Annotated in this window: 24 protein-coding genes and 1 pseudogene; 16 read left to right on the top strand and 9 right to left on the bottom strand. The window is 64.1% G+C overall.

From position 1 onward, the window contains the following. Positions 1-35 precede the first annotated feature (35 nt). Complete coding sequence (locus tag ABID58_RS16580; RefSeq protein ID WP_430640182.1) at positions 36-977, bottom strand: DUF2778 domain-containing protein; 942 nt, start codon at positions 975-977, stop codon at positions 36-38. Between the two features lie 201 nt (positions 978-1178). Between ABID58_RS16580 and ABID58_RS16575 the strand changes: the two genes are divergently transcribed. Together ABID58_RS16575 and ABID58_RS16570 are read left to right on the top strand one after the other, a co-directional pair. After that, a complete protein-coding gene (locus tag ABID58_RS16575) occupies positions 1179-1619 on the top strand; it encodes a DUF1810 domain-containing protein (RefSeq protein WP_354033411.1) in 441 nt (146 codons plus the stop codon). A 101-nt stretch (positions 1620-1720) separates the two neighbouring features. Then, on the top strand, positions 1721-3802 hold the full coding sequence (locus ABID58_RS16570) for a methyl-accepting chemotaxis protein (RefSeq protein WP_354033410.1): 2082 nt from the start codon (positions 1721-1723) through the stop codon (positions 3800-3802). An 11-nt stretch (positions 3803-3813) separates the two neighbouring features. Here the strand turns inward: ABID58_RS16570 and ABID58_RS16565 are convergent, their stop codons facing one another. Both ABID58_RS16565 and ABID58_RS16560 read right to left on the bottom strand, forming a co-directional pair. After that, the gene (locus ABID58_RS16565) at positions 3814-4404 is read right to left on the bottom strand and encodes an NADPH-dependent FMN reductase (RefSeq protein ID WP_148753035.1); all 591 of its coding nucleotides are present in this window, start codon (positions 4402-4404) and stop codon (positions 3814-3816) included. Between the two features lie 51 nt (positions 4405-4455). Next, a complete protein-coding gene (locus ABID58_RS16560; protein ID WP_148753034.1) occupies positions 4456-5403 on the bottom strand; it encodes an AraC family transcriptional regulator in 948 nt (315 codons plus the stop codon). Between the two features lie 300 nt (positions 5404-5703). Here ABID58_RS16560 and ABID58_RS16555 point away from each other — a divergent pair, with 300 nt between their 5' ends. The 3 genes and pseudogenes from ABID58_RS16555 to ABID58_RS16545 all read left to right on the top strand — a co-directional run. After that, entirely contained in the window at positions 5704-6804 is a 1101-nt protein-coding gene (locus ABID58_RS16555; RefSeq protein ID WP_354033409.1) for a DUF2336 domain-containing protein, read from the top strand. After that, a complete protein-coding gene (locus tag ABID58_RS16550; protein ID WP_354033408.1) occupies positions 6804-7121 on the top strand; it encodes a PilZ domain-containing protein in 318 nt (105 codons plus the stop codon). The genes ABID58_RS16555 and ABID58_RS16550 overlap by 1 nt, the downstream gene beginning before the upstream one ends. Positions 7122-7194: 73 nt before the next feature. Further along, positions 7195-7377 (top strand): annotated as a pseudogene (locus tag ABID58_RS16545) (hypothetical protein); the annotation flags it as partial. Between the two features lie 44 nt (positions 7378-7421). On the opposite strand, the gene ABID58_RS16540 reads toward ABID58_RS16545, so the two are convergent. Both ABID58_RS16540 and ABID58_RS16535 read right to left on the bottom strand, forming a co-directional pair. Continuing rightward, positions 7422-7625 carry a hypothetical protein gene (locus ABID58_RS16540; RefSeq protein ID WP_148753031.1) on the bottom strand — a complete coding sequence of 68 codons (204 nt, stop codon included), beginning with the start codon at positions 7623-7625 and terminating at the stop codon, positions 7422-7424. A gap of 133 nt (positions 7626-7758) precedes the next feature. Further along, positions 7759-7923 (bottom strand): nitroreductase family protein, encoded by a 165-nt coding sequence (locus tag ABID58_RS16535; protein ID WP_246230024.1) that lies wholly within the window; start codon positions 7921-7923, stop codon positions 7759-7761. Between the two features lie 87 nt (positions 7924-8010). Between ABID58_RS16535 and ABID58_RS16530 the strand changes: the two genes are divergently transcribed. The 3 genes from ABID58_RS16530 to ABID58_RS16520 all read left to right on the top strand — a co-directional run bounded on the left by ABID58_RS16530 (position 8011) and on the right by ABID58_RS16520 (position 10677). Continuing rightward, positions 8011-8973, top strand: a complete 963-nt coding sequence (locus ABID58_RS16530) for an alpha/beta hydrolase (protein ID WP_354033407.1) — start codon at positions 8011-8013, stop codon at positions 8971-8973. Between the two features lie 114 nt (positions 8974-9087). Then, positions 9088-9336: a hypothetical protein gene (locus ABID58_RS16525; RefSeq protein WP_148753029.1), complete on the top strand. Its 249-nt coding sequence runs from the start codon at positions 9088-9090 to the stop codon at positions 9334-9336. 195 nt (positions 9337-9531) lie between these two features. Further along, positions 9532-10677, top strand: a complete 1146-nt coding sequence (locus ABID58_RS16520) for a type II asparaginase (protein ID WP_354033406.1) — start codon at positions 9532-9534, stop codon at positions 10675-10677. Between the two features lie 10 nt (positions 10678-10687). Here ABID58_RS16520 and ABID58_RS16515 read toward each other — a convergent pair whose 3' ends face one another. Further along, a complete protein-coding gene (locus tag ABID58_RS16515; RefSeq protein ID WP_354033405.1) occupies positions 10688-11563 on the bottom strand; it encodes an MBL fold metallo-hydrolase in 876 nt (291 codons plus the stop codon). A 145-nt stretch (positions 11564-11708) separates the two neighbouring features. On the opposite strand from ABID58_RS16515, the gene ABID58_RS16510 reads away from it, so the two are divergent. Further along, entirely contained in the window at positions 11709-12692 is a 984-nt protein-coding gene (locus ABID58_RS16510) for a glycerophosphodiester phosphodiesterase family protein (RefSeq protein ID WP_354033404.1), read from the top strand. Here the strand turns inward: ABID58_RS16510 and ABID58_RS16505 are convergent. Continuing rightward, complete coding sequence (locus ABID58_RS16505) at positions 12689-14311, bottom strand: ABC-F family ATP-binding cassette domain-containing protein (RefSeq protein ID WP_354033403.1); 1623 nt, start codon at positions 14309-14311, stop codon at positions 12689-12691. The two genes, ABID58_RS16510 and ABID58_RS16505, sit on opposite strands and share 4 nt — an antisense overlap. A gap of 201 nt (positions 14312-14512) precedes the next feature. On the opposite strand from ABID58_RS16505, the gene ABID58_RS16500 reads away from it, so the two are divergent. From ABID58_RS16500 to ABID58_RS16485, 4 genes are all read left to right on the top strand, one after another. After that, complete coding sequence (locus ABID58_RS16500) at positions 14513-15601, top strand: hypothetical protein (RefSeq protein ID WP_354033402.1); 1089 nt, start codon at positions 14513-14515, stop codon at positions 15599-15601. Positions 15602-15794: 193 nt separating this feature from the next. After that, entirely contained in the window at positions 15795-18566 is a 2772-nt protein-coding gene (locus tag ABID58_RS16495; RefSeq protein ID WP_354033401.1) for a xanthine dehydrogenase family protein molybdopterin-binding subunit, read from the top strand. Next, positions 18563-19087 (top strand): (2Fe-2S)-binding protein, encoded by a 525-nt coding sequence (locus tag ABID58_RS16490; RefSeq protein ID WP_354033400.1) that lies wholly within the window; start codon positions 18563-18565, stop codon positions 19085-19087. The genes ABID58_RS16495 and ABID58_RS16490 overlap by 4 nt, the downstream gene beginning before the upstream one ends. 11 nt (positions 19088-19098) lie before the next feature. After that, positions 19099-19713, top strand: coding sequence for an Isoquinoline 1-oxidoreductase subunit (locus ABID58_RS16485; protein WP_148753022.1), 615 nt, complete (start codon positions 19099-19101; stop codon positions 19711-19713). Positions 19714-19779: 66 nt separating this feature from the next. Here the strand turns inward: ABID58_RS16485 and ABID58_RS16480 are convergent, their stop codons facing one another. Then, a complete protein-coding gene (locus ABID58_RS16480; RefSeq protein WP_354033399.1) occupies positions 19780-20241 on the bottom strand; it encodes a GlcG/HbpS family heme-binding protein in 462 nt (153 codons plus the stop codon). 75 nt (positions 20242-20316) lie between these two features. Here ABID58_RS16480 and ABID58_RS16475 point away from each other — a divergent pair, with 75 nt between their 5' ends. Both ABID58_RS16475 and ABID58_RS16470 read left to right on the top strand, forming a co-directional pair. Next, entirely contained in the window at positions 20317-21231 is a 915-nt protein-coding gene (locus ABID58_RS16475) for a LysR family transcriptional regulator (RefSeq protein WP_354033563.1), read from the top strand. A gap of 247 nt (positions 21232-21478) precedes the next feature. After that, entirely contained in the window at positions 21479-22759 is a 1281-nt protein-coding gene (locus tag ABID58_RS16470) for a lipoprotein-releasing ABC transporter permease subunit (protein ID WP_354033561.1), read from the top strand. A gap of 106 nt (positions 22760-22865) precedes the next feature. On the opposite strand, the gene ABID58_RS16465 is transcribed toward ABID58_RS16470, so the two are convergent. Further along, positions 22866-23309 (bottom strand): GNAT family N-acetyltransferase, encoded by a 444-nt coding sequence (locus tag ABID58_RS16465; RefSeq protein ID WP_354033398.1) that lies wholly within the window; start codon positions 23307-23309, stop codon positions 22866-22868. Between the two features lie 514 nt (positions 23310-23823). On the opposite strand from ABID58_RS16465, the gene ABID58_RS16460 reads away from it, so the two are divergent. Next, positions 23824-24735 carry a hypothetical protein gene (locus ABID58_RS16460; RefSeq protein WP_354033397.1) on the top strand — a complete coding sequence of 304 codons (912 nt, stop codon included), beginning with the start codon at positions 23824-23826 and terminating at the stop codon, positions 24733-24735. Positions 24736-24909: the final 174 nt, after the last annotated feature.

Below are 24909 nucleotides of genomic sequence, written 5' to 3'. Positions count from 1 at the left end.
GAAGGGAAAACGGCAGCCCCGCCGTCCGACGAATATCAGGAATCGGTGCTGGCGCGTTGCGCGACAGTTGCCGGGCTGCTCAGGCTCGGCACCACGACCAGGCGGTTGAACTCGCCATTGTCGTAGGCCTTGAGGAAGCGATCATAGTCCTTGATCGAGACGCAACCGTTGGAATCGCCGCGCGGCCCGAGCATGTAGGTGTGGGTGAGCAGGCCGACACGGCCGAGTGCGCTGGTGCCATCCGCCGGCGTCATGCGCAGCGCGCGAACGCCGTGGAACAGCTTTTCGCGCGGCTTGAGGTCGTAAGTCGCAGGCGGGGTGGCACCGACCATGCGCTGGTCGACATGATCGGGGTCGTCCATCAGCGCGCCCATGCCCGAATGGGCCTCGATCGTGGCGCCGTTCGGCAGATACAGCGCCTTGGCTTTGATGTCATAGACCGCCGTCCGCGAATCGTAGCCGAGCGCGGCCAAATCCGGCGCCTTGCCGAACAGGCCGCTGTCGGGCGTCAGCGAGGCCAGCTTGATCTTGTCGGTGAACTTTTCGAAGAAATTGCGGTTGTCGGCCCTGGGCGTGGTGTCGGCATAAGCCTGGCTGGACGCGATCTGGGCGCTGAAGTCCGCCTGGACCGGCCGCGAGCGCGGCACCGGCACGGCGTCGGCACGTTCCGCGGGCCGCCTCTCGTCAACCGCGGTCCGGTCGTCATCGGTCAAGGTCGAGCGCCAGTCATCGCCCTGGAGCTTTTGGGCGAGCATCGCCTTGGCATCGCGAAGCTTGAGCTGGACTGCACTCAGGGCGGAGCGCTCCATCGCCCGCAGGCCGAGGTCACGGGCGGGCGGGCTGCCGGACAACGAGGCGAAACGGTCGTCGAACGAGGGAGAATTGGCCGGCGGCAGCGCGGCGGTGACCAGCGGGGTGGAATCGCCGATATCCGCGACCCAAGCGGCGGCGCCCAGCGCCAGCGCGATGGCAGCCATAGACAGCAATATTGTCTCGGCTCGCCCAATTCGGCGGCGCGGCAAAAGCCCCTCGGCGCTTGCGCGGTCGGAAACCATCAGATCCCCAAGTCGACACCTCCGGGGGACCCAACCCCCACCCGGAGACTCTCTACCAGCTACCACATTGGGAGCCAAAAGTTAGGCATAATCGCGGCCGGCAAGCCCTCCTGAGGGTATCCAATGACCGATCCTTTCGATCTAGAGCGCTTCCTCAGGGCCCAGGACCCTGTTTTTCGCGACGTTCTGGCGGAGCTGGCCTGCGGCCGGAAGCAATCTCACTGGATGTGGTTCGTCTTCCCCCAGATCGCCGGCCTCGGCTTTAGCGCCATGTCTCAGCGTTACGCCATTGGCTCGCGGACGGAGGCCGATGCCTACCTCGCCCACCCCGTGCTCGGCCCGCGCCTGATCGAATGCACCAGTCTCGTGCTTGCTCTTGAAGGACGCACCATCAACTCGATCCTCGGCGCGCCTGACGATGCCAAATTCCGCTCGTCGATGACGCTGTTCGGCGCGGTCTCCGACGAGGCCGTTTTCGACGGGGCGCTCGCCCGGTATTTCGCCGGCGAGCCTGATTCGGCGACGCTGGAGATCCTCGCTGTGCTTGACCGAAAGGCTAGCTAGGTGACCACGGCGGCCGGCCGCCACCAACGTAAACCCGGGATTAACATCGCCTGCCTATCTTCCGTGCAATTAATTCTCCCGCGCCAATTGCCGGATAGATCATGAAAATCGGTACGCTGCTGACCACCGCCATCGTCTCGCTCTCGACCGTCGGCGGCGGCCTCGCCGTCTACGTCGCCGTGACGAAGTACCAGACGATGGAGCGGATCACCGAAGCGCAAGGGCGGCTCGCAATCGTCCGCGCCGTCAGCGACATCCCGCGCTATCTCAACCCCGAGCGCGGCTTTTCCACCAACATTCTCTATGGTCCTGCCACTGTCGACCCGGCGCTGCTCGCCGAGCAGGACAGGCTGCGCAAGCAGACCGACGGCGCCCGTGACAGGATGAATGCGCTGCGCAAGGAGCTGCCCGGCCCGTTCGACGACGGCAACATCATCGGCGGCAGCATCGACGGCATCAATTCGAAATTCACCGGCTTGCGCGACGCCATCGACAAGGCGTTGGCGGGACCGGCGGAGGCGCGCAAGGACGCCGCCAAGAAGATCGTCGCCGACAATGCCGTGCTCAACGCCGGCGTCACCGCGCTGCTCAACGAGCAGGTCCGCCGCATGGCGATTCTCAACGGTGACGCCTATCGGCAGGCCAGCTACGCCAACATCGCGATGACGCTGCGAGACGTGGGCGGCTTCAATTCCAGCCTGCACAAGAATCTCGTCGGAGGCAAGAAACCGGCGACGGACGCCGAGAAGGCCGAGATCAGCCGCTCACAGGGCCGCAACGACCAGATCGTGATGGCGCTGCAGGAGTTGCGCGGCAATCCGGCAACTCCGGCGAACGTCGCCGCTGCGCTGGAGAAGTTCAACTCGGTCTATATCGAGGAGTTCGGCCGCGAGCTCAAGCTGGTGAGGGACGGTGCGATCAGCGGCAAGTACGAACACGACATGGATACCTATTACGCCGCCACGCAGCGCGGCCTCGGCACCATCATCGAGGTCCGCGATGCGTTCTACGACAATGCCGAGCAGATCCTTTCCGGCGCGTCCGCTGCCGCGCGCACCAGCTTCACGATCGCGCTCACCGGCCTCCTCGCGATGCTGGTCGCCAGCGGCGGCCTCATCGTGATGGTCCGCCGCCGCGTCTGCGCTCCGATCGTCAGCCTGACGACCCGGATGTCGCGGCTCGCCGACGGCGATGTTGCGGAACAAATCCCCGGCGCCGAGCGCTCCGACGAGATCGGGGCGATGGCCGCGGCGGTGCAAGTGTTCAAGGACAACATGATCCGGGCCGACCGGCTCGCAGCCGAGAAGCAAGCCGAGAACGACGGCAAGATGCGCCGCGCCCAGGCGCTCGACGAGCTGACCCGCGCCTTCGAGGCCAAGGTCACCGAGCTCGTCGGCGGCCTGTCGCAGGCCTCCTCCACCATGGAGACGACGGCGCAGTCGATGACCTCGACGGCCGCCCAGACCAACAGCCAGGCCGCGGTGGTGGCCGCCGCCTCCGAGCAGACCTCGACCAACGTGCAGACGGTCGCAAGCGCGACCGAAGAGCTGACGTCGTCGATCGCGGAGATCGGCCGTCAGGTCGCCCAATCGACCGAGATCGCGGCCCGCGCCGTCGACAACGCCCGCCGCACCGGCGACACTGCCCGTGCGCTCGCCGAGGGCGCGCAGAAGATCGGCGACGTCGTCACGCTGATCCAGAGCATCGCCGAACAGACCAACCTGCTGGCGCTCAACGCCACCATCGAGGCCGCCCGCGCCGGCGACGCCGGCCGCGGCTTTGCCGTCGTCGCGTCCGAAGTGAAGTCGCTGGCCGGCCAGACCGCCAAGGCGACCACCGAGATCTCCGAGCAGATCACGGCGATCCAGTCCGCCAGCGACGAGACCGTCACTGCGATCCGCAACGTCGCCGACGTCATCGCCGAGATCGACCAGATCGGCACCGCGATTGCAGCCGCGATCGAGCAACAGGGTTCGGCCACCCGGGAGATATCCCGCAGCGTCCAGGAAGCCGCCCGCGGCACCCAGGAGGTCAACACCAACATATCTGGCGTGCAGCGCGCCGCCGACGACACCGGTGCGGCCGCTCAGGAGGTTCTGGGCGCGGCCGAGCAGCTCTCGACGCAGTCACGCGATCTCGCCGGCCAGTTCGACCGCTTCCTCGGCGAAGTCAGGGCGGCGTAAGGGGCGCGCGCCTAATAAGGCGGCGCCTTGCGCGCGCGCTGCGCCTTGGCCGCCTCGATCCACCAATTGAGATCATCGGCGAAGCGCGGAAACGAGCGTTCCAGCGCCTTGCCGCCCTCGCCGATCGGCTCGCTCTCGGCTGACAGCGTCTGCGCGATCGGCCCGACGCCGATGGTGCTCGAGATCACCACCATGCCCATCTCCGACAGCGTGCCGTGCCACGCGGTCGAGGCCCGCGCGCCGGACAGGCGCCCGGCGGAATAGCTCACGATCGCGGCCGGCCGCCAGAACCACTCTTCCAGGAAGTGGTCGGTGAGGTTCTTCAGGCCGGGTTGAATGCCCCAATTATATTCGCCGGTGACGAAGACGAAGCCGTCGGCGCCGCGGATCTGGCCGGCCAACTTCTCCAGCGCCTCGGGCGCGGTGCCCGCAGGGTGTTCCTTGTACATGCGGTCGAGCATCGGCAGGCCGATCGCCTTGGCGTCGATGAACTCGACCTCCTCGCCGCGACTGCGCAGGCGATCGATGACGAAATTCGCAAGGCGAATGCCCATGCGGTCGGACCGGTAGGAACCGTAGAGGACGAGGATGCGATTGCTCATGGCCGGCAGGCTAGCACGAAACGGCGGGACGGCCCCAACCGATTTGCCGCACTATCGTTTTCGCCCGAATTCCAGCGTCTGCGACGGCGTCTCGCCGAACTGATCGCGATAGCTGCGCGAGAAATCGCTGAGATGCCAGAAGCCGAACGCGAGCGCGACGGCCTTGACGCTGTCGGCGCCGGCAAGCAGCCGCTGCCGCACCAGCCACAGGCGGCGTAGGCGCAAATAGCGGTGCAGGCTCATGCCGCGATAGCGGCGCACGACATCGTGCAAGGTGCGGACGGACAGGCCGAGCTTGCGCGCAATCTCCTCGCTGTAGATCGGCTGCGAGAGGTCGTCGGACAACAGTGCGCGGATGTCCTGGAACAGCTTGAACTGCCGCTCGTCGTTCGGACGCCGGGTCCAGCGCGCGGGCACGACATCGGCGAATACGGCATCGACCGCACCGAGCAGGGACTCCTTCATCGCTGCCGCCTTCAGCGGCACCTCGGCTGCATCGATCGGCTCGGGCGCAGCCGCCAGCACTTCCCTGACCAGCTTCCGCAACCTATGCAGCGCCAATGGACTGGTCTCGAATATCTTGAAGCTGGAGTTCGTCTCGGGCCAGCCGCGATCCCTCACCTCGGGGTGGAACACGACCGAGGCGATTTGCCGCTGCACCTCCTCGATCGTGTTGTAGGCCGCGCCGCTGCTGCCGATGACGATGACGGCGCGGTCGCGCTGCGCGCCATTGAAGCGGATCGGGATTTCGAGGTCGTCCATCGCGAAGCCCACCGCCGTGCAATCGGCAACGAGCTGCGCGTCCACGACGCGCGGAAATGCCCGCGTCATATTCACGTCGCAGCCGGGCAATTGCAGAATGGTCTGCTCGGCCGCAATCCTTCGCACAAGCGGCGTGAACTCGAAATTCAGGCCGCGGATCGCGTTGCGAAACTCGTCGACGTCTGCAAAACGAAATATCTTGGGCGCCAGCGCTGGCGCAGCATCACTGTTGTTCATGACAAATGAAAAACCGCGCCAGGAAACGACGCGTGTCCGGCACTACGCCGGTCTGAATTCCCCCTTTCGGTTTCCCCTGAGACCGAGAGACTCATGCGAGCCTCCCTCGATCAGTTGGCGAGCGTCCAATGCAAAGGACAAGAAGGGTGTTCGCCTCCTGCCAAATTTCGATAGCGTTTCCAGTCAAGCAGGCGGTGCGCTGATACCCGGAGGGGCGGGGTCTAAATTTCAAATTAACGCCTGTGGTGCGGAATGAAGGGCATTGCTTAGTCGAATTTTATTTGAGTACAGGCCCCTGCCATGATGGCAAATTTGCCTGCTGATATTTTGGTCGAATTGGAAGAGGCGGTCGCAAGCTGCCCGCTGGACCGCTGCGCTCGCATTCTCTCCGGCCTTGTGCAGTTGCTCACCGGCAGCCGCGACCGCTCTCAGGAACTGCTGTCCGGTGTGGTCGATGGCGTTCTGCTGCGACTAACGGAACGGGTTGAGGCCAGTGCGCTAATTCAGCTCAGCACGACGCTTGCCGACCTGAAGGTGGCTCCGCCGGAAACATTGCGGCGCCTTGCCTCCCATGACAACGCCGACGTGGCGTGTCCTGTGCTGCTCAGATCGCAGGCACTCTCCACGGCCGATCTTGCGGCAGTCGCGGCCTCGTGCGGCGAGCGGCACCAACGCGCGATCGCGGCGCGCGACTGCATCGAGCCTGCGGTGACCGAGGCGCTCATCAAGCGAGGCGAGCAGATCTGCCTTGTGCTGATAAATAACCCGGGAACAAAATTCTCCGAGGCAGCTTACGCCACTCTTGGTGGGGCCGACCAGGACGGCGAGATTGCGAAGGCGCTCGTGCTGCGGCCTGGCACCCCAGACTTGATCGTACGGAAGCTGCTCTCCGCCCGCCCTGCCAAGTCAGCACCCGCCAAGCCCAACCCCTCCGCCGCTCCGCCCGCGCAAGCAGCCGCGCCGATTCCGCCAAAGCCGCCCACCCTCGCCGACTATGCGAGCGCCAGACCGGAGATCGTGGCGCTCAGCCGCGTCGGCAAGCTCAACGATTCCACCGTGAACCGCTTCGCCATCCGCGGCGAGACCGCCAATCTGTTCACCGCCCTGTCGGTGCTGTCGGGGGCTCCGATCGAGATCGTCGAGCATGTCATGAGCGATGACGATTGCGAGGGCCTGGTGATGGCCTGCCGGGCTTCGCGCCTGAACTGGACGACCACGCTCGCGATCCTCAGCAATCGAGGTGGTACGCGCCTCTCCTTCGCCCAGCGCGAACGCGCGCAACTGATTTTCGAAACGCTTCTTTTGTCGACCAGCCAATGGACAGTGCGCTGGGGGGAAATTGCAGCCAGCGCCAGCACAGGCGATCCGGGAAATCGCGGCGCGAAAATGGGGGTTAGCTGATGAAGTTCGACGGTCGCAAGGCGCTTCGCGTACGGATGGACCACAAGCAGTCCGTCAACCTGATGGGCTCGGACGGCACCTGGCGGCGCAGCTGCGTGCTGCTCGACGTGTCCCAGACTGGCGCCAAGATCGAGGTCGAAGGTACCCTCGACGTGCTGCAAGCCAAGGAGTTCTTCATGCTGCTGTCCTCGACCGGGCTCGCGTACCGGCGCTGCGAGCTGGTCTGGATCGATGGCACCATGGCCGGTGTTCATTTCGTGAACGCAGACAGCAAGAAGAAACCGGCGAAGGCTCAGAATACCGCCCGGAGCAAGTAGGCTCGAAACTCCATCAACCGATTACCGCGATCGCATCGATGTTCACGGCCGTCACACTTGGCCAGCCCCTTGCGAGAGCATCAACGACATCGTGCGCATTCTCACGATCTCGGATATCTTCGCCGCGCTGATCGAGCACCGGCCCTACAAGCCGACGATGCCGCGCACGGAGGCCAATCATATTCTCTGCGAGATAACCGGAAGGCTGGAGAAGGCGCTGGTCAGATCCTTCAAGGAGGTCGCACTCTCACGCTGAGCGCGCGCCAAACCAGCGGGCGGGCAACGACGTCACGGGTGCGCCTAGTGCGTCGCCCGGTATTTGATGCGGCGCGGGATCGAGCGACAAGCCAGTCCTTCGGCGAGCAGCTTCATGTCCTCGTGCCGGCCGCTGCGGACCAGCCTGCTGAACTCTTCAGGCGTAAAAGGAAGGCTGGGATCATCATCGATCGGACGCCGCATCCGCGGACCGAAGAACCATCGAACCAGGCTAGCCAGCCGCCGCATGTCAATTCCCTCGCGCCAGCAACAAACCTTGAGTCCGCGTATTGTTCCTCCTGCACGGTAGAGATTGCAAGGGGACGTAACGAGTCCGCACGAAAAATTTCGTGAGGGAATAATCTCCTCCGGCCTTTCCGCGTCAGTCGGCGAAGCCGACGTAGCGTACGAACTCTGTGTTGCCCTCGCGATCGGAACGAACGGCATTCGCGGCAAAGTTGTCGTCGGGATAGCCCATCGCAACGCAAGTCATGATGACCTCGTCCTCGGGATTCTTTGCGACCTCGCGCATGATGTCGGAGCGCATGATGCCACATCTGCAACACCTGGCCGGTTGCCGATGCGGCGCGCGAAATCTATGCTAACCACCAAGAACCCCCGTAAGGACCCGATCATGGCCGCACCGCTCGATCCCGTCATCGCCCAGATCATTCCGCTGCTGCCGCTGCGCGATCCCGCGACGATGACGCCACAGAGCACCCGCGATTCCTTGCGCGCACTGGCTGCCTCGCGCGCCGCCGTGCCGCCGCCGCCCGTCGATACCGTGCAGGATATCAAGGTGAAGGGCGGCGCCGACCCCCTGAATGCACGCGTTTATCGCGTCGGCAGCGCGCCCGCGCCGACCGTGGTGTTCTTCCACGGCGGCGGCTGGGTCGCGGGCGACCTCGAGACCCACGACCGGCAGGCGCGCAATCTCGCGATCGAGACCGGCGCGGTCGTGGTCTCCGTCGACTATCGCCGCCCGCCGGAAACGCGCTTTCCCGGCGCCTTCGAGGATGCCTTCACCGCGACCAGCGACGTGTTCAACCGCGTCGCGGAATTTGGCGACGACGCAAAGCGTCTTGGCGTTGCCGGTGACAGCGCCGGCGGCAATCTCGCAGCCGTCACCGCGATCGCCTGCCGCGATGCCGGCATCAAGCTCGCCGCTCAGCTGCTGGTCTATCCCGTCACCGACGTCGTGGGCGGCTATGCCGACGCGCGCGAGAACGCGCGCTTTCCGTCGCGCGCCGAGAATGCCGAAGGCTACTTCCTCTCGCGAGCCGTCATGGAATGGTTCGCCGGCCACTATCTCGCTGATGCCAGTCAGGCCGCCGACTGGCGGGTCTCGCCGCTGCGTGCCGCCTCGCTCGCAGGCCTCGCGCCCGCCATCGTGACCACCGCCTGGTTCGATCCGCTGCGCGACGAGGGTGCCGCCTATGCGCGGGCGCTGGAGACCGCCGGCGTGAAGGTGAAGCATCACGAGGGCGCCGGCCTGATCCATGGCTATTTCGGCCTCGGCGACGCCTCCGAGGTCGCCCGCGCCGAAGCGCAGCGTGCACGCGCCGACTTCAAGGCGTTGCTGGAGCGGGCTGTCTGAACCACGGATGAATGGAAGAAGCTGCGATCGACCTCCCGGCGCGCGATCCTGCTTGATTGCGCCACGATTTCGGGCTCCAATTCGCGCGCCATCTTTTGGTTTAGGGAGACACCCATGATGAAGCGAATTTTCCTGGCTGCGATCGTTGCCACCTTTGCAGCAGGCTCGGCGCTTGCAGACGACACCTGCGAGAGCAAGGCGGTCGGCAAGGACGGCAAGGCGCTCGCCGGCGCGGCCAAGACCTCGTTCATGAAGAAGTGCAAGGAAGACGCCTGCGCGCCCAAGGCGGTCGGCTCCGACGGCAAGCCGCTCGCCGGTGCCGCCAAGAACAGCTTCATGAAGAAGTGCGAGATGGGCGCGTAAGGCGCGCTGCGAATTCGCTGCTTCTTTAGCGAGCAATCAGCGACCGAACTCCGTCATGGCCGGGCAGAAGCGCGAAGCGCGTCTTCGCGCTAGATGTCCCGGCCATCCACGTTCTTGCGCGCGCCGAGCGCCCAAGCCATATCATCCGATGACGTCACAACCCTAGACAGAAGCCGTCGGCTGACGGATCATGCAATGCTGAGCGAATTGGGGCGCGTCGAGAAGGCTTTCCAGCAAGAGGACGTCAAGATGTGGCAACTTCGAGTGCGTCATCGGATATTGGCAACATTGAGCTTGCTGTTCGCGCTGCTCATCAGTTTTGACGTCGCGAACGCGAGGGGCGTCGGTCTGCCTAACGTCATGGTTCTGGCAACCGGCGGCACCATCGCCGGCTCCGGAGCGAGCAGCACCACCGTGGTCGGTTACACCGCAGCCACGGTGGGCATCGAGACTCTCCTGAACGCCGTCCCCGAGCTGAAGACGGTGGCCAGCGTCAAGGGCGAGCAGGTCTTCCAGATCGCCAGCGAGAACATGAACAATGACTACTGGCTCAAGCTCGCCAAGCGCGTCAACACGCTCCTCGCGCAGGACGACGTCGACGGGATCGTGATCACGCACGGCACCGATACGATCGAGGAAACCAGCTATTTCCTGAACCTGACCGTCAAGAGCAAAAAGCCTGTCGTCGTCGTGGGCGCGATGCGGCCGTCGACAGCGATCAGCGCGGACGGGCCGATCAACCTGTTCAATGCGGTGATCCTCGCAGGCAGTGAGGAGGCGGTCGGCAAGGGCGTGCTCGTCTCTCTCAACGATCAGATCAACGCGGCTCGCGACGTCACCAAGAACAACACCTCGACGGCAGACACCTTCCGCACACCTGAGCTCGGCTTTCTCGGCTATATGCAGGGCAACAAGCCGTATTTCTATCGCCAATCGACCCGCCGGCACACGGCGGATTCCGAGTTTGACGTCTCCAACCTCGATACGCTGCCGCAGGTCGATATCGTCTACGGCTACGCCAACATGAACCGGGTCGCGATCGATGCTTTTGTCGCCGCCGGCGCCAAGGGGATCGTGCATGCCGGCACGGGTGACGGCAGCTTGGCCCGGCCCGCGGTCGAGCCGGCTCTCGACGAGGCCCACAAGAAGGGTGTCGCGATCGTTCGCAGCAGCCGTGTCGGCAACGGCATCGTCGCGCGCAATGGCGAAGCCAAGGACGACGAGCACGACTTCATCGTCTCGGATACGCTCAATCCGCAGAAGGCGCGCATTCTGCTGATGCTGGCGCTGACCAAGACGACCGACAGCAAGGAAATCCAGCGGATGTTCTACACCTATTAGAGCATCCGCTCTATTCGCGCCCGAAGCGGTAATCAAAGGCCGCGCCGAGCGGCTTGATCAGGCCGACGGTCGGCGCCGGAAAATGGATCGGCAGGATCAGCGTGTCGGTGTCTGCGACGGAAGCGAAGAACTTCCGCCGCGACACCGCCGACTGCTTTGCATCCCAATCCGGCTTCGCCGACCAGTCCGGCTCGCGGCACTGGATCTGGTGATGCATGAGGTCGCCGGTGACCACCGCGCGTTGTCCCCCGGAGAAAATGTTCACGCAGCAATGGCAGGGCGAATGCCCCGGCGTCGGCGTCAGCGTCACGGTATCGTCCAGCGCATAGTGGTCGTCGACAAGCAGCGCCTGCCCCGCCTCGACGATCGGCAGGCAATTGTCACGAAAGACCGTGCCGGGCGGATTGTTGCCTTTGGCGTTCTCGGCTTCCCAGGCCGTGTACTCGCCCTTGTGGAAGACGTATTTCGCGTTCGGAAACGTCGGCACCCAGCGGCCGTCGCGCAACGTCGTGTTCCAGCCGGTATGGTCGATGTGCAGATGCGTGCAGAAGACGTAGTCGATCTGCTCGAAGCCGATGCCGAGTGCGAACAGCTCGTTCCGCCAGCGCTCCTTGCCGGGAAAGTCGAACGGCGGCGGATGCCCCTTGTCCTCGCCGGTACAGGTATCGACCAGGATGGTGTAGCGCGGCGTGCGCACCACGAAGGTCTGGTAGGTGATGACTATCATGCCGCGCGCGGCGTCGAACACTTCCGGCTCCATCGTCGGTAGATGGTGCTTGAACACGTCGTCGTCGTAAGCCGGGAAAAAGTCCTGCGGCCGCCGCCACGGCCCTTCCCGCTCGATCACCGCATCGATGGTGATGTCGCCGATCCGGAGTTGTTTCATGGCTGTTAGCTCCTTTTTTCAGGGAAGCGTAACGGGCAGCATTGGACGGTTCAAGCCGTGAAGCGCGTCCACCTCCCATGCAGGGCGATTGCCGCAAATCGACCCAAAACGCCGACAAAGGTGTCCGTGAAATGGGAAGGAATCGGTGGGCAGGAAACTGAGATTCGCGACGACAGCTGTGCTTGTCGTTGCTGCGGGCATCTACATCAACAACACGAATCTGCTGGCGCCGCATCGCGACGGCAAGCCGGTGCTGCTGGCCCATCGCGGCATGGCGCAGCGCTTCGATGAGCGCGATCTGAAGAACGACACCTGCACTGCCGCGCGGATGTTGCCGCCGTCGCACGACTATCTGGAGAACACCGTGCGCTCGATGCGCGCGAGCTTTGAGGCCGGCGCCGATGTGGTCGAGTTCGACGTGCACCCGACGACCGACGGCGAGTTCGCCGTATTCCATGACTGGACGCTCGACTGCCGCACCGACGGCCAGGGCGTCACGCGCGAGCAGAGCATGGCGAAGCTGAAGATGCTCGATATCGGCTATGGCTACACCGCCGACGGCGGCAAGACCTTTCCGTTTCGCGGCAAGGGCATCGGGATGATGCCGACACTGTCGGAGGTGTTCGCTGCGTTTCCCGACAAGAAACTCCTCATCAATGTAAAGAGCCGGGACGCTGGCGAAGGCGAGAAACTCGCTGCCGTGCTGAACGCGCTCACGGCCGATCGCCGCCGGACGATCATGGTCTATGGCGGCGATGAGCCGATCGAGGTGATCCGCCGCCTCGCCCCGGAAGTCCGCACGATTTCACGCGCGGCCATCCGAAGCTGCCTGATCCGCTATATCGGCTATGGCTGGACCGGCCTGGTCCCAGCCGCCTGCCGAAACGCGATGGTGCTGGTCCCGATCAACGTTGCACCCTGGCTTTGGGGCTGGCCCGATCGCTTCCTCAATCGCATGAACGGCGCCAACAGCGCGGTCTTCGTGCTCGGCCCCTACAGCGGCGGAGAGTTCTCAACCGGCATCGATACGCCGGAATTCTTCGCCCGGCTCCCGCAAGGCTATTCCGGTGGGATCTGGACCAACGAGATCGAGACGATCGCCACGATCTCCGGCAAAAGCAAAGATTAGCTCCGCAACCCCGGCGCTTCCTGGCCGGTGCGCGCGACATACTCCGTGTAGCCGCCGCCGAACTGGTGGATGCCGTCCGGCGTCAGCTCCAGCACGCGGTTCGACAGGACGCTGAGAAAATGCCGATCATGCGAGACGAACAGCATGGTGCCTTCGAAATCCGACAGCGCCGTGATCAGCATCTCCTTGGTGGCGAGGTCGAGATGGTTGGTCGGCTCGTCCAGCACCAGAAAGTTCGGTGGGTCGAACAGCATCTTCGCCATCACGAGCCGCGCCTTCTCGCCGCCTGAGAGCACGCGGCAGCGCTTCTCGACGTCGTCGCCGGAGAAGCCGAAGCAGCCGGCGAGCGCGCGCAAGGAGCCCTGCCCCGCGGTTGGAAACTGGTCTTCCAGCGACTGGAATACGGTGCGCTCGCCATCGAGCAGATCCATCGCGTGCTGGGCGAAATAGCCCATCTTGACGCTGCCACCCAAGGCGACCGTGCCCTCGTCCGGCTCGCTCGCGCCTGCGACGAGCTTGAGCAGCGTCGACTTGCCGGCGCCGTTGACGCCCATCACGCACCAGCGCTCCCTGCGGCGGATCATGAAATCCAGCCCGTCATAGATCCGCTTGGCTCCATAGCCCTTGAACACCTTCTTCAAGGCGACGACATCCTCGCCCGAGCGCGGCGCCGGCAGGAAGTCGAAGGCCACCGTCTGGCGGCGGCGCGGCGGCTCGACCCGCTCGATCTTGTCGAGCTTCTTCACGCGACTTTGCACTTGAGCGGCATGCGAGGCGCGCGCCTTGAAACGCTCGATGAACTTGATCTCCTTGGCGAGCATTGCCTGCTGGCGCTCGAACTGCGCCTGTTGCTGCTTCTCGTTCAGCGCACGCTGCTGTTCGTAGAACTCGTAATCGCCGGTGTAGGTCGTCAGCGAGCCGGAATCGATCTCCACCACCTTGGAGATGACGCGGTTGATGAACTCGCGGTCATGCGAGGTCATCAACAGCGTGCCTTCGTAATCGTGCAAGAACTTCTCGAGCCAGATCAGGCTTTCGAGATCGAGATGGTTGCTCGGCTCGTCGAGCAGCATGACGTCGGGACGCATCAGCAGAATGCGGGCCAGCGCCACGCGCATCTTCCAGCCGCCGGAGAGCTTGCCGACATCACCGTCCATCATCTCCTGGCTGAAGCCGAGGCCGGACAGCGCCTCGCGCGCACGACCATCCAGCGCGTAGCCGTCGAGCTCCTCGAACGCGTGCTGCACCTCGCCATAGCGCGCGATGATCTCGTCCATCTGGTCGGCCTTGTCGGGGTCGGCCATGTCGGCCTCGAGCTGGCGCAACTCGGCCGCGACCTCGCTGACGGGACCCGCGCCATTCATCACCTCGGCCACGGCGCTGCGGCCAGACATCTCGCCGACGTCCTGGTTGAAATAGCCGATGGTGATGCCGCGATCGGTCGAGACCTGCCCTTCGTCGGGCAGCTCCTCGCCGGCGATCATCCGGAACAGGGTCGTCTTGCCGGCGCCGTTCGGGCCGACGAGGCCGATCTTCTCGCCCTTGTTGAGGGCGGCGGAGGCTTCGATGAACAGGATCTGGTGGCCGGCTTGCTTGCTGACGTTGTCGAGGCGGATCATGAGGTCTTTTTGGGGGAATTGTTGCGTTGCGGCGTAATAGGCCATGCCGGCGGCCAAAGGAAGCCCGGCGGGGTACGGGTTTTGTCCTTTCCTGACAAATCCTTAGCAATTTTCAGCCAGAAACGCGGTGGCGCCGTCCGGCGAATCTGACGGACGTCCTTAGAGCTGACGCTTGCTGAGAATGCACTTGGGGGAAAACCGATGAAAACTCGCTTTGGCCTGGCCATGGCCGCCGCACTGATGCTCGGCGGCGGCGCCGCAATCGCCCAGACCCTGCCCGACTACATGGCGCCGATCTCCGGCAAGACCAATGCCGCGCCAGGCGATATCGCCACCAGGGACGTGCTTGCGCTGAACACCGCGATGTTCGAGCTCTATGGCGACGCTGCAAAGGTGTTCCAGAAGAACATCCTCGACAAGCACCCCGTAATCCTCGGCCTGTTCTCCGGCGCCGGCGGTCGCCTGATCCTGTATCGGCCGGGCCAGCCGCCGCTCGATGCGCCGCAGGTGCCGGTTGTGTACCAGCTGCTGAAATCGGTCGGCCACAGCACCATGGCGCTGGCCGAGGTGGTCGGCCCCTATGTCGACAATCCCGACAACAAATCCTGGCGCGGCGCAATGCTGGCGTTCCGCAGCCGGATGCAGTCGGCGCTGGACAGTCTCGACGCCACCCCGATGCAGGCCGATTGGCGCGACAACAACCGCACCATCCTGAAGAACAACATCGCCTTCATGGACGAATGCCTTGCGAGCGGCGTCATTCCGTTCGCGAAGTTAGAGGCTTTCGGCAAGCAGCAGGCCCCGTTCCTCGCCAGGAACGTCGCGTGGGCGGCGCAGACCCAGGTCGCGCACTGGATGGGCGTGCTGGCCGACTGGAAGGCGCAGCTCGGTCCGGACTGGGAGAAGACCTATGCCGCGAGCAACACGATCTACGTGACGCGGCAGAACAACGTGATCTTCAGCGTGCTTGCGCAATTCTTCGGCCCCGATGCCGTCAACTCGCGCCTGCTGCTGATCGAAACCGTCTCCTTTACGACGACACCGGCCGACATGCTGGAGTCGCTGACGCGGATCATCGCCGATCGTTCGGTTGGTGCGCTGTTCTTCGGCAATTATCATTTGATGGACTACGAACTGATGGGAGGCGACGGGCGGGCCGCGATCGTCGCGGAGACGGCAAAGCGCGGCATGACGCCGTTCCTGCCGCCGCTGGTTCCGTTCGGCTCCAGGCAGTGGCCGACCCTGGTCACGCCGGGTCCCGGCCCCGCGACGATCGCGGATCTCAAATAGCGCACGAAACATCGGGACACGCGGCGGCAATGCGGCCGCGTCTTCACGAGGTGGTAAGGCGCTGCGCTGTTCTATTCCCGCATGACGAATCATGACAGCTTCAGGCCAGCGTTGGCGCGTACCCGTTTCGTAGCTTTGGCAACGATGCCGTCAGCATCGCGAGCTCCTGAAAACCTTGTACAAGGATGAGACCATGCGGCCTTCGCGACGCGAGTTCGTGAAGTGGTTATCGGCGGGCGGCATCTCGGTCAGCCTATCGCATCTTGCGGGGGCGGCCAACGCGCCCTTCGCGGCGCACGAGACGCTGCCCGGACGCGGCAATTTCAATCCGGCAACCAAAGGCGCCGGCCGCGTCGACGGCGTCGCCAAGGTCACCGGTGCAAAGCTCTACGCCTCCGACTTCCGCGCCAACGATCTGCCGGGCTGGCCGCGGACCACCTCGCACGCGATCCTGGTGCGCGCCAATGACGCCACGCATGTCTACACCGGCATGGACCTCGCCCGGCTCAAAGGCGCGCTGAAGCCTTCGGTCGTCGTCACCGCCGCCGATCTCGACCGTGTCGGCACGCAGGCGCCGGAGTTCTATGCCGGCGACCTGTTCTGCCCGCCCGGCAAGACGCCGCTTTATCTCGGACAGCCGGTCGCGCTGCTGATCTTCGAGACGTTCGATAGCTTCGACCAGGCCCGCCTTGCCTTGCGTGACGGCACCTTCGTCAGATTCGGCGAAGAAACCGGACCGGTGATGGCGCCCGATTACGGCTCCTATCGCTTCACGCGCGTGGCAGATCCCTCCCCTGAGAAGCCGGACGTCTATTCGCCGCTCCAGGCCGGCTGGGTCTCGCCCAGGAAGCTGCAGACCACGGCACTTCCGGTGTGGTCGTCGCTCGCCAAGGAAATGCCGGCCGACTATGCCAAGGCGGCGAAATATGGCGAGCAGATCCGCGCCGAGCTCGCCGCGGACGACGCCTCGCTGCTGGTTCTCGACCGCGAGTTCGAGACGCAGTCGGTCGACCCGATGTTCCTGGAGCCGGAATGCGGGCTCGCCTGGTACTCCGGCAAGGGCGGCAATCTGGAGCTGGTGCTCGGCGTGCAATCGCCCTATGAGGCGGCGGATTCGCTCGCGTTTCTGCTGGCCAAGGCCCGCACGCCTTACAAGCCGACCCATATCAACGCGCAATTTGCCCATGTCGGCGGCGGCTTCGGCGGCCGCGACCACACGCCGTTCATCCTTTACGTCGCGCTGGCGGCGATTCTCTTCCCCGGAAAGCCGGTGCGGCTCGCCCATGACCGCTATCAGCAGTTCCAGGGCGGCATCAAGCGTCACCCGATCAAGATGCGCTCGCGCATCGGCATCGACCGCGCGACCGGCATCATCAAGGCCTTCGCTGCCGACCACGTGCTCGACGGCGGCGGCCAGGCCAATTTCTCCGCCAACGTTGCGACCGTCGCCGCAACCGCCGCGATCGGCATCTACGATATCCCGAAGGTCGACGTCACCACGGTCGCGCTGCATTCGCGCGGCGTGACTGCAGGCTCGATGCGCGGCTACGGCGCGCTGCAGACCATGACCGCGCTCGAAGCGCTGATCGACGAAGCCGCCGGCGAGCTCCAGCTCGACCCGATCGAATTCCGCCGCCGCAATGCGCTGAAGCAGAACGGCCGGACCATGACCGGCAATCCCTACATCGTCTCGGTGCGCACGCCCGAGATCCTCGACAAGCTCGAAAAGCATCCGATCTGGCAGCAGCGTGCGCAATTCAGGCAAGCCTCCGGAGACCGCCTGGTCGGCACCGGGGTTGCCTGCGTGACCAAGGACTACGGCGCCGGCGCCGACTGCTCGCTCGGCCGCGTCGAGCTCGGACCCGACGGCAGGATCGCGATCTTCTGCGATCACGTCGAGATGGGCAACGGCATCGGCACGGCGCTCGCCAACCGCGTCGCCAGCCATCTCGGCGCCATCGCCGACGAGGTGTCGATTGCCCGGGTCGATGGCTATGACGTCCTTGGCCTCGTCACCTCAGGCGATCCCTACACGATGGATCAAAAGACCCAGGACGCGGCGCAGCGAAATCCGCGCTGGGTGCCCAGGATCAGCTCGGCGACATCAGCTTCGGTCGGCGCCCATGTCGGCACCCACTCCTCCGCGGAAGCCGCCCGCATCATCTTCCGCTTCGGCCTGTGGCCCGCCGCGCTGGAGCTGTGGCGCATTCCGAAGACGGACACGCGCGCACGGCAATGGGCGAACGCAAGCTGGCAGGACGGCCAGCTCACGATGCCGGGTCTCGCGCCGCTGGCGCTGCCGGCGCTCGCCGCGACCGCTCATGCCCGCGGCTTCGTCACCGGTGCCATCGCCCACAGCTTTTCGCGCTGGGCCTGGCCGCGCGCACGCTTTGCCCTGTTCGGCGAGCCATATCGTGCCGAGATCGACGCGCTCGCAATCCGCCGTGGCAGCGGCAGGTTCGAACGTATCAACCGGAGCAGCGTCAAGTTTCCGCCGACCGACAACAACCGCATCGGCACGGCCTACACCTCGATGTGCGGCGCCCTCGTCCGCGTCGAGATCGAACGCGCGACGGGCGCGTTGCGCATCGCCAAGGCCTACAGCGTGCTCGAATGCGGCACCGCGCTGGTGCCGGAGGTGGTGATAGGCCAGTCCCAGGGCGGCTTCGCCATGGGTGTCGGCTACGCGCTTCTGGAGACGCTGCCGCCGTTCGAGGGCGGCCCTGGCAACGGCGAATGGAATCTCGGGCGCTATCTGGTCGCCCGTGGTTCGGATCTGCCCTTGCGCGATCTCGAGATCGAGATGCTGAAGCCGCTGACGCCGGACGAGCCGCCCAAGGGCATGGCTGAAGTCGTGATGGTCCCGATCGTCCCGGCGCTGATCAACGCCATTCACGATGCCACCGGCCATCGCTTCCGCGCGCTGCCGGTTACTTCAAGCCTCTTGAAGGGAGTTTTGGCGTGACGACCCTCAGCCTCACCATCAACGGCCGGAAGCACGGTCCGATCGACGTCCGCGACGATCTCTCGATGAACGATTTCCTGCGCGAGATGCTCGGCATGACCGGCACCAAGTTCGGCTGCGGCGCCGCGCAATGCCTGAGCTGCGCTATCATCGTCGACGCGCCCGACGGCACCAGCTACACTAGCCCGACCTGCGTCGCGCCCGCGGTGAATTTCGACGGCAAGTCGATCCGCACCGTCGAGGGCCACGCCAAAGACGGCCAGCTCTCGGTGCTGCAAAAGGCCTTCATCGAGCACTTCGCCTTCCAGTGCGGCTACTGCACCGCCGGCTTCCTTGGCGAGGGCCAGGTGCTGCTCGAACGCCTGTCGCGCGCCCCCGTCGCCCGCGAGGCGCTGGAGCAGACCATTGCGGACGCGCTCGACGGGCATCTCTGTCGTTGCACTGGCTACATCAAATATCACGAGGCGGTGCGCGACGTGATCCTCGCCGATTCCAGCCGCTATCTCGTCGCCACCAAATGAGTGCGCCAGCGATGATCAACGCGCGCTTCAGGATCATGGCCGTGATGGCGGCGCTGACGAGCAGTCTTTGCGCGGGCTATGCAGCCTCGGACACGACCAGCCACGGCCTCGCCTCGCCCGACAGTTTTGCCAACATCGCCGACACCGAAAAACGCTCGGCCGCGATCTTCACCGAACTTGGAAGAGTGCTGACGCATCCGCGCTGCACCAACTGCCATCCGGCCGGCGACAGCCCGCGCCAGGGCGACACTCCCCGCATCCACCAGCCGCCGGTGACGCGCGGCGCCGACGGCCATGGGCTGGAGGCGATGCGCTGCCACACCTGCCACCAGAAGGCCAATTTCGAGCCCGGCCGCATTCCCGGCCATCCCGAATGGCATCTGGCGCCGCGCGAAATGGCCTGGGAAGGTAAGACGATCGGCGAGATCTGCGAGCAGATCAGAGACCCCGCGCGCAACGGCGGCCGCAAGGTCGAAGCCCTGATCGACCACATCGGCAAGGACACCCTCGTCGGCTGGGCCTGGCATCCCGGCTTCGGCCGCGCGCCCGCGCCGGGCACGCAGGAGCAAGCCGGCGCGCTCGTGGAGGCGTGGGTGAAGACGGGAGCGGCGTGTCCGGCGCCGTGAGCTCGTGCCGCATGACATCCGACACGTAGTATCCGCGCTTCTCCGCTGCCTCGGGATTAAGACCGGTCAGGATCCGAAAGCCGCAAGACCCGCCGACGCGACCCGCGCGTCCTGGGTTGATTGCATGCCCGATACGCCGATCGCACCAATCACCCTGCCCTCGCGCACGATCGGAAGGCCACCTTCCAGGGGCGTCAGATTGGTCATGCCCAGAAGCCGTAGATGAAGGCCGCCCTCGGCAAGCGCGGATTCAAACGCTCCTGTCGACCGCCTGAAATCGACCGCCGTCTTCGCCTTTTGCTGAGCGACGAGCACGCTGCCGTGCTGAGCCTGATCGAGACGGTATAGCAGAACGAGATGCCCGCCGCTGTCGGTGACGGCGATCACCATAGGCCATCCATGACGTTGCGCTTCGGCGCGCGCCGCACCGGCGACGAGCACAGCCTCGTCGAGCGTGATCGGGGCACCATAGAGAGGCGTCAGGGCCGCCAGAGGTGCCTCTGCCGTAGAGGGGTCAATTTTCATCATTGAGAGCTCCAGATTGGTGAGAGCTCATCAACAGCATACCGCGCATCTGATGATAATACATGATACTGAGGATACATTATCTCACTTTACGAGAGAATAGCTCTGACCTCGCTTGGGGACTACACGACGTTTCTCGCTATTGTCGATGAAGGTAGCCTGACGTCGGCAGCTGTTCGTCTGGGCAGATCGCTTCAGGCGGTGAGCCGGTCGCTGGCGCGGCTCGAGCAGGACCTTGGGGTGGAGCTCGTGTCGCGGACGACCCGGCGCCTGCGTCCCACGACGGCAGGGCTCGATTTTGCCGGCCGCATCCGTCTGGCACTCACGACCATTGACGGTGCGCGGGAAGATCTGATTGCCAGAGACCGGCGCCTCGCCGGCACCATCCGCATCGGCACATCGAGCCTGTTCGGCCCCGAATATGTGAGCCCTGCCCTGAGCCAATTTCTAACGCGGAATCCGGAAGTTGACATCGAACTTGTCTTGTCTGACGAGCACGTCGACCTGGTCGCCGAGAAGCTGGATTTCGTCGTCCGCATCGGCAACCTGCCGGACTCGAACTTACGGGTTCGCCACCTCGGCGGATTGAATTGGGCGGTCTTCACTTCACCGGCTTACCTCGCCGCACACGGTCGTCCTGAGCATCCGCGAGAGCTATCCCATCATGCGTGCGTGTTGCGGGCCGGCGACGATGACAGATGGATATTTGGCGACGACAAGAGGCGCATCGAAGTGCATGGCCGCTTTCGATCGGAAAATGCCGCTGCGCGCAATGCGGCCGTAGCGTCAGGCCTTGGCATCGGACTCGCGCCGCTCTGGCAGGTGCGAAGGCTCATCGAGCAAGGGATCGTGGAGCAAATCCTTGTCGGCCACGAGCCGCCGCCAATTCCACTCCAGATCGTTTGGGTCAGGCGGGGCGCCGGCGTCTTGCCGCGGCGTGTCCGTGCCGCGATGGAATTCCTCGTGGCGCAGCTCGCTGCCCTGCGGATATGAGCCCCGTACCGGGCACGCAGGAGCAGGCCGGCACGTTGGTGGAGGCTTGGGTGAAGACGGGACCGGCGTGCCCTGCGCCGTGATGAGGCGACAGGCAGAACGCTCATCAACGTCGGTTTACAAGGGCAAAGCGGAACTCGCCTGCGTGGCCGCTATCTGCGGTCTTTGACTCGCAGCCGGCTATGGAGCCGAACACCGCCGTAGCCAATCCAGTCGCAACGAGACAGAATGACCCTCCTATCGGATGATGGACGAGACAGTGATGGATTCGCCGCAAGCAGGACCCTTTGCACCGTTCGAGTGGATGCTCTCGGCGCGGTATCTGCGAGCCCGACGTAAAGAAGGGTTTGTCTCGGTCATCGCGGGGTTTTCATTTCTGGGCATCATGCTCGGGGTCGCCACGCTGATCATCGTCATGGCGGTGCTGAACGGCTTTCGTACAGAGCTTCTCAGCAAGATCCTCGGTTTCAACGGGCATATTGTGGCGCAGCCGCTGGAAAGCCCTTTGACTGACTGGAAGGATGTCACTGAGCGCATCAGTCAGGTGCAGGGCGTTCGATTGGCGGTACCGGTCGTTGACGGCCCGGCACTGGCGTCGTCGGCCAACGCCTCCGGCGTCCTGGTGCGCGGCATTCGGGCCGCTGATCTCGATCAGTTTCCCTCGATCTCTGCCGGCATCAAGCAAGGCTCACTCGAACATTTTGACGGGGGCCAGGGTGTCGCCATCGGCCAGGGCCTTGCCGATCAACTCGCGGTCCATGCCGGTGACAGTATCACGCTCGTTGCACAGCGCGGCGCAGTCACGCCGGTGGGCATGATGCCGCGCGTCAAGAAGTATCTGGTCGCCGCCGTGTTCGAGATCGGGATGTCCGAATACGACGCGGGGGTCATCTTCATGCCGATCGCGGAGGCGCAGGCTTTCTTCAATCGTAATCAGGACGTCACCGCGATCGAGGTGTTCACGACCAACCCCGATCGGATCGACCTGTTTCGGAAGACCATTGCAGAAGCGGCTGGCCAGCCGATCTTCCTGGTCGACTGGCGGGAGCGCAATGCGACCTTCTTTGGCGCGCTCGCGGTCGAGCGCAATGTGATGTTTCTGATCTTGAGCCTGATTGTCCTGGTGGCCGCGCTGAATATCGTGTCCGGCCTGATCATGCTGGTGAAGGACAAGGGCAGCGACATCGCGATCCTCAGGACGATGGGAGCATCGCGGGGCGCGATCATGCGAACGTTCATGATCACCGGCGCATCGATCGGCGTGGCGGGGACCCTGGTCGGCTTCGTCGTCGGGCTCTTCGTCTGCGTCAATATCGAAACAATCCGGCAAGTCATGTCCTGGCTGACGCGCACCGACCTATTCCCGCCGAAGCTTTATTTTCTATCGAAGCTGCCGGCGGAAATCGATCTCGTCGAGACTGCAGCGGTCGTGACCATGGCGCTGACCCTGTCGTTCCTCGCGACGCTCTACCCATCATGGCGCGCCGCGCGCCTCGACCCCGTCGAGGCTCTGCGACAGGGAGGATAGCAGCGGCAGCAGAGCACTCAACTTCGCACCTGCCAAGTTAGGTGCACCGCAATTCTCGTCTTCTCCCAAGAACGCATCATATCCGCCGCCAGGCCACAAGAGCCATTCAACAAACCTTCTGGTTTCTCTTTTTCATGTGGCGGTGAGGAATTCCCGCGTCCATGAATTCTTCGCCGCAGGCCTCGTATCCCAAATCAGCATAGAATTGCAGCGCATGCGCCTGGGCGTCCAGGAGGAAATTGCGGACGTGTTTTAGATCTGGGGTTTCTTCAATAGCGGCGATCAGCATCTTGCCAATACCAAAACCCCGGTTCGAACGGCGCACGGCCACACGACCAATTTTGGCCGACGCGCCGTTATCCCTCAACACAACACGCGCTGTTCCTACAGACTGGCCGTCAGCCAGTGCAACAAAATGAAGAGCTCCGCTGTCGTGTTCATCGCGCTCCAGATCGACCGGAACCTTCTGTTCGACTACAAAGACCTCATGTCGAATCTGAAAACATGCTTCAAGTTCCTGCGTCGTATTTGCAGCTCTAATTATGACCATCCCGGCCCCTCGAGCTGACCTGGTGACGCCTCATATCGAATGGTTCGCATTGCGTCAGTCCTGATCTCTGTACTGGTCGGCGCGTGCCTAATGCCTGATAGGGCCGATGGCGCCTCGGCGTTTGCCCATGCCAAATGGTAATTACGGTGCACTCAACTTCGCTCCTGGATTTGCTCACGTTGAGTTCTTCACATTCAGACCCAACTCCGACTTCGCCGGGATTTTCTGTGAACCTCTGCGGTCGCTCCCAGACTTAACCATGGGACCACCGTGCTCTTGGAAGCATTAGGTCATTGCCACTGCCACGAAGACGTCCGAACAGCATTGCCTCGGTGACGACTTCAGTTTTGAGCGCGGCGAGGTTCGCAGATACCAGGACGCCTTGCCTCGTCGTCGCGCAGGCCCGTTTGCTAACGGGGTTTTTGAAAGTACGACCGATTTTTCAGATTTTGCGCGGGCACGATGGGGCCGCGCTTTCCTGATCAACCACCCATCGCACCACAGGAGCAGCACAATGAACGTCAAGCGACGAACTCTTTTCTGTTCGATCAGCGCTCTCGTTACCATGGTGACCCTCCCGGCCTTTGCGGATTGCGCCGCTCTGCCTGATTTTTCGCAACTTCGTGCGGCACTTGTCGGCGCCATCACGCCCGCTTCCGGTGCCAATGGCGGCCTCGGCTTCCACATGTGGGGCACACTGGTTGCCAACGACGGCACCGTCTGCGCCGTCGCCTTCTCGGGCAGCCAAGGCACCTCGCAATGGCTGGGCAGCCGCGTCATCTCCGCCCAGAAGGCGAACACTGCAAACGACTTCAGCTTGGGTAAGAACGCGACACCCGCCGGCAGCCTGTTTCCGACCGGGCTTGCCTTGTCGACCGCCAACCTGTTCACCGCCGTGCAGCCGGGTGGCAGCCTCTATGGGCTGCAGCACAGCAATCCGGTCGATACGGCAGCTGCCTACGGCAACCATCCGCCGTTCTCGGGCACCGGCATCAGCACGGCAAACTTCAATCCGGGCCCAGCCAGCGGCTCGTCGTTCGGCACGCCGAATGACCCGATGGTTGGCCAGCGCATTGGCGGCGTGAACGTGTTCGGCGGCGGCCTCGCGCTGTATCGCAACGGAGCCAAGGTCGGCGGCGTCGGCGTCAGCGGCGACACCTCCTGCACCGATCACATGGTGGCGTGGCGGCTGCGAAATGCGCTCGGGCTCGATCAATTGCAGGGCGTCAAGGGCGTGTCGGGAGATGCGAGCCACCCCGACAACATCGTCTTCGACATCACGGCAAACACCGATGGGACCGGCGGTACGGGCCAGGCGCCCAACGGACAAGGCGGCGTCGGCCATAGCGCTGGCGGCTTCGGCCATCCGAAGTGCCTGAACAATCCTGCCGACGCTGCCGTGGCCGGTCTTCCGCCCGTGAAGTGACAGTCGTGGACTGCACCCTCAAGCGAGACACGATAATCTCGGTGACAGGGCACCAAACTTCGCTCCTGCCTAGTTAAGTGCACTGAAGATCATCTAGCCGGCCTTCGCGACCAAGAAGGCGGTGGAGCTAAAGTGAGTTCGAAGTGATCGAATCACTTTTGGGCCACGAGGAGG

It is taken from the genome of Bradyrhizobium sp. S3.2.6 (assembly GCF_040546885.1).
Classification (GTDB): domain Bacteria; phylum Pseudomonadota; class Alphaproteobacteria; order Rhizobiales; family Xanthobacteraceae; genus Bradyrhizobium; species Bradyrhizobium cytisi.
Note: the sequence above shows the minus strand (reverse complement) of the source record. Positions and strands in the feature narration are given on the sequence as shown.

What these genes read in the sequence shown, in the direction of transcription:
- ABID58_RS16555 (WP_354033409.1), top strand. Translation starts at nt 5,704, where the DNA reads ATGATGGCAAATTTGCCTGCTGATATTTTGGTCGAATTGGAAGAGGCG.
- ABID58_RS16560 (WP_148753034.1), bottom strand. Translation starts at nt 5,403, where the DNA reads ATGAACAACAGTGATGCTGCGCCAGCGCTGGCGCCCAAGATATTTCGT.
- ABID58_RS16530 (WP_354033407.1), top strand. Translation starts at nt 8,011, where the DNA reads ATGGCCGCACCGCTCGATCCCGTCATCGCCCAGATCATTCCGCTGCTG.
- ABID58_RS16535 (WP_246230024.1), bottom strand. Translation starts at nt 7,923, where the DNA reads ATGCGCTCCGACATCATGCGCGAGGTCGCAAAGAATCCCGAGGACGAG.
- ABID58_RS16465 (WP_354033398.1), bottom strand. Translation starts at nt 23,309, where the DNA reads ATGGTCATAATTAGAGCTGCAAATACGACGCAGGAACTTGAAGCATGT.
- ABID58_RS16470 (WP_354033561.1), top strand. Translation starts at nt 21,479, where the DNA reads ATGGACGAGACAGTGATGGATTCGCCGCAAGCAGGACCCTTTGCACCG.
- ABID58_RS16495 (WP_354033401.1), top strand. Translation starts at nt 15,795, where the DNA reads ATGCGGCCTTCGCGACGCGAGTTCGTGAAGTGGTTATCGGCGGGCGGC.
- ABID58_RS16485 (WP_148753022.1), top strand. Translation starts at nt 19,099, where the DNA reads ATGATCAACGCGCGCTTCAGGATCATGGCCGTGATGGCGGCGCTGACG.
- ABID58_RS16525 (WP_148753029.1), top strand. Translation starts at nt 9,088, where the DNA reads ATGATGAAGCGAATTTTCCTGGCTGCGATCGTTGCCACCTTTGCAGCA.
- ABID58_RS16480 (WP_354033399.1), bottom strand. Translation starts at nt 20,241, where the DNA reads ATGATGAAAATTGACCCCTCTACGGCAGAGGCACCTCTGGCGGCCCTG.
- ABID58_RS16550 (WP_354033408.1), top strand. Translation starts at nt 6,804, where the DNA reads ATGAAGTTCGACGGTCGCAAGGCGCTTCGCGTACGGATGGACCACAAG.
- ABID58_RS16500 (WP_354033402.1), top strand. Translation starts at nt 14,513, where the DNA reads ATGAAAACTCGCTTTGGCCTGGCCATGGCCGCCGCACTGATGCTCGGC.
- ABID58_RS16580 (WP_430640182.1), bottom strand. Translation starts at nt 977, where the DNA reads ATGGCTGCCATCGCGCTGGCGCTGGGCGCCGCCGCTTGGGTCGCGGAT.
- ABID58_RS16575 (WP_354033411.1), top strand. Translation starts at nt 1,179, where the DNA reads ATGACCGATCCTTTCGATCTAGAGCGCTTCCTCAGGGCCCAGGACCCT.
- ABID58_RS16520 (WP_354033406.1), top strand. Translation starts at nt 9,532, where the DNA reads ATGCTGAGCGAATTGGGGCGCGTCGAGAAGGCTTTCCAGCAAGAGGAC.
- ABID58_RS16515 (WP_354033405.1), bottom strand. Translation starts at nt 11,563, where the DNA reads ATGAAACAACTCCGGATCGGCGACATCACCATCGATGCGGTGATCGAG.
- ABID58_RS16505 (WP_354033403.1), bottom strand. Translation starts at nt 14,311, where the DNA reads ATGATCCGCCTCGACAACGTCAGCAAGCAAGCCGGCCACCAGATCCTG.
- ABID58_RS16540 (WP_148753031.1), bottom strand. Translation starts at nt 7,625, where the DNA reads ATGCGGCGGCTGGCTAGCCTGGTTCGATGGTTCTTCGGTCCGCGGATG.
- ABID58_RS16460 (WP_354033397.1), top strand. Translation starts at nt 23,824, where the DNA reads ATGAACGTCAAGCGACGAACTCTTTTCTGTTCGATCAGCGCTCTCGTT.
- ABID58_RS16570 (WP_354033410.1), top strand. Translation starts at nt 1,721, where the DNA reads ATGAAAATCGGTACGCTGCTGACCACCGCCATCGTCTCGCTCTCGACC.
- ABID58_RS16565 (WP_148753035.1), bottom strand. Translation starts at nt 4,404, where the DNA reads ATGAGCAATCGCATCCTCGTCCTCTACGGTTCCTACCGGTCCGACCGC.